The following is a 3,293-nucleotide window of genomic DNA, read 5'->3' as shown; positions in this document are numbered from 1 at the left end:
TGAGATCCCAGGCAGTTCGACTTGGAATCGAGCCGGTCAGCTTGCGCAGCGCCTGGCTCATCAGGCGGGCGTGCAGGCCGACATGGCTGTCGCCCATCTCGCCTTCCAGCTCGGCGCGCGGCACAAGGGCGGCAACCGAGTCGACCACCAGCACGTCGATGGCGCCGGAGCGCACCAGCGTGTCGGCGATCTCCAGCGCCTGCTCGCCGGCATCCGGCTGGGAGATCAGCAGTTCGTCGATGTTGACGCCCAGCTTGCGGGCATAGGACGGATCGAGCGCATGCTCGGCATCGACGAAGGCACAGGTGCCGCCGGACTTCTGGGCCTGGGCGATGGCGTGCAGCGCCAGCGTGGTCTTGCCCGAGCTTTCCGGCCCGTAGATTTCGATGATGCGGCCCTTGGGCAGACCGCCGATGCCCAGCGCGATGTCGAGTCCCAGCGAGCCGGTGGAAATCACCTCCGTCTCGACCAGGTTCTCCTTGGCACCGAGCTTCATGATCGAGCCCTTGCCGAACGCACGTTCGATCTGGCTCAGGGCGGCATCGAGCGCCTTCTGCTTGTCCATGGAATCCTTCTCGACCAAACGAAGCTGTGCGGACGACATGCCCGGTACCCCTCTCTTAGAACACACGGTCGGCGCTCTTGCAACGAGGCTGAATGTACTCTCTTCGTTCTCATTTGCAAGTGCTGACGTTGCCTGTGCGTTCCTATTTTCCGAAGCGTCTCCGGGCTGGTTGCTGCGAACGGATGCGCTCCTCTCCTTTCACCCTCACCGACCGTCGCGGATGACCTCCTTCACCTTGGACGCCAGCTGCTTCAGCGAGAAGGGCTTGGGCAGGAAATGGGCGACCTCGACACCATCGATCTCGCCCAGCCGGTCCTCGGCATAGCCGGATATGAAGATCACCCGCATCTCGGGACGCAGTTGGCGGACATGGCGGGCCAAGGTCGGTCCGTCCATCTGCGGCATCACCACGTCGGTGATCAGCAGGTCGATGGAGGCACCATTGGTCTCGATCTGCTGCAAGGCCGCCTCGCCATTCTTGGCCTCCAGCACCTGATAGCCCTTGTTGCGCAGGGCGCGGGCTGAGAAGACGCGCACGGCGTCCTCATCCTCCACCAGCAGGATGGTGCCGCTGCCGGTCAGGTCGCTGCCGCGGCGCTCGCGCGGTTCCGCCGTATCGACCGGGCGGAGTTCGCCCTGGTGATGGGGGAGCAGGATGGTGAAGGTCGTCCCCTCCCCCACCGCCGAATCGACCAGCACGAAGCCGCCGGTCTGCCGGACGATGCCGTACACCGTCGAGAGGCCGAGACCGGTGCCCGACCCGACCTCCTTGGTCGTGTAGAAAGGTTCGAAGATGCGCTGCAGATTCTCGCGCGCGATGCCGCAGCCGGTGTCGATCACCTCGATGGAGACGTAGCTGCCGGGAGGAATCGTCTCATGTTCGCGCCGTTCCGGCTGGGTGACGCCATAGTTGGTGGTGTTGATGGTCAACTTGCCGCCGCCGGCCATGGCATCGCGGGCATTCACCACCAGATTGATGATGACCTGCTCCAGCTGGTTCTGGTCGACCTTGACCAGCCCCAGCTCGCGGCCGTGGATCATCTTCAGTTCGATGTTCTCGCCGATCAGCCGGCGCAGCAGATTCGCCAGTTCCGCCAGCACGTCGGTCACATTGATGACGCGCGGCTGCAGGGTCTGCTGGCGCGAAAAGGCCAGCAGCTGCCGCACGAGGTTGGCTGCGCGGTTGGCGTTCTGCTTGATCTGCATGATGTCGCTGAAGGACTGGTCGCCCGGCTTGTGCCGCAGCAACAGCAGGTCGCAGAAGCCGATCATCGCCGTCAACAGGTTGTTGAAATCATGCGCCACGCCGCCGGCCAGCTGGCCGACCGCCTGCATCTTCTGCGACTGGGCGAACTGCGCCTCCAGGCTCTTGCGCTCGGTCATGTCGATGAAGTGCAGGATCAGGCCAACCCCATCCGCCCTGCCACCATCGCCACGGCCATCCGTCCGCACCGGGTTGGCAAGGCGCCGGGCATAGAGCTGGGCGGTCAGCTCCCGCCCGCCGGACAGGCGGACCTCCAGCGGGTGGGCCGGATCGGCACCGCCCTGGACGGATTTCAGCCGGGCGATCACCGCCTCGCGCTCCGCCGGCACGATCAGGTCGGCCATTGGGCGGTCGATGACACTGCCCGCCTCGCTGCCGATCAGCGCCAGGAAGGCCTCGTTGCATTCCGTCAACTGGCCGGTCTCATCGACCAGCGCGATGCCGATCGGCGCATCCTCGAAAAAGCGCTGGAAGCGCTGTTCGGACAGACGAAGCGCTTCCTGCCACTCCCGCTCAGGGGACAGGTCGCGCACCACCGAGCGGGTATGGATGGTGCCGTCGTCGGCATGGACCACGCTCTGCGCCACCGCCACCTGGAAGCGCCGGCCGCGCAGCCCCACCATCGCCAGTTCCCCGCGCTGTTCGCCACCGCCATGATCGAACAGGTCGTACGGCGCTGCCGAGACCGGCGGTGCCGCCAGAATCCCGTGCAGCCGTGCTTCGCCATCGGTCAGGTCGCCCGGCGCGGCTTCCAGCCACTGGGCCAACGTGGCGTTCACGAACAGGAACTGACCGTTGTGGTCGACCGAATAAAAGCCGACCGGCGCATGCTCCATGAAGTCGGCGAGCTTGGCCTGCTCGCGCAGCATGACATGTTCCAGTTCCCGGCGGGCGGTGATGTCCTCGACCCGCCAATGGACGGAGCCGGGGAAACCCGGCACCGGCTGGCCCTGCACCTTGCGCCAGTCCGGCGGGTTGTGGTCCAGCGCCGGGATCGCCAACTCGGCCGAGGCGGCGGCGCCCGCCCTCACCCTCTCGCGCAGGCGGCGGAATTCACGGGCGCTGTCCGGATCCGCGGAGAACTGGCGGGCCAAGGCGTCGAGCGGTCGTTCGCCCCGGCGCCAGCCCGTCAGCGTGCGAAAGGCGGCATTGACGAACACCACATCGTCGGCGCCGTCGCAGACCAACTGTCCGGCCGGCATCCCTTCCAACGCCCCGCCGAGCAGCGCGCCGATGCGCGCCGACCGCCGCACCACCCAGATGCTGCGCGCGATCAGCAGCGCCACGCCCGCAGCCACCAGCAGCGCCCCCAGCCAGACGATGGCGTCACGGTCCAGCAGCAATCCGGCGGCCAGCACCAACAGCCCGGCGGGCGCCAGCGCATATTGAACCAGCATCAACACCCCGCCGGACGATGCACGACGGTTCACTGCATTGCGCGCGGTGTCCGAAAGGAAGTTGTGT

At 66.5% G+C, this 3,293-nt stretch carries 2 protein-coding genes; both read right to left on the bottom strand.

Annotation, left to right across the window (positions count from 1 at the left end):
• A partial coding sequence (gene recA / locus I71_RS21635; RefSeq protein WP_042698004.1) for a recombinase RecA occupies positions 1 to 604 on the bottom strand: 604 nt, incomplete at its 3' end.
• 165 nt (positions 605 to 769) lie between these two features.
• A partial coding sequence (locus I71_RS21630) for an ATP-binding protein (protein WP_148294320.1) occupies positions 770 to 3,293 on the bottom strand: 2,524 nt, incomplete at its 5' end.

Source organism: Azospirillum sp. B506 (assembly GCF_000333595.1).
Classification (GTDB): domain Bacteria; phylum Pseudomonadota; class Alphaproteobacteria; order Azospirillales; family Azospirillaceae; genus Azospirillum.
Note: the sequence above shows the minus strand (reverse complement) of the source record. Positions and strands in the feature narration are given on the sequence as shown.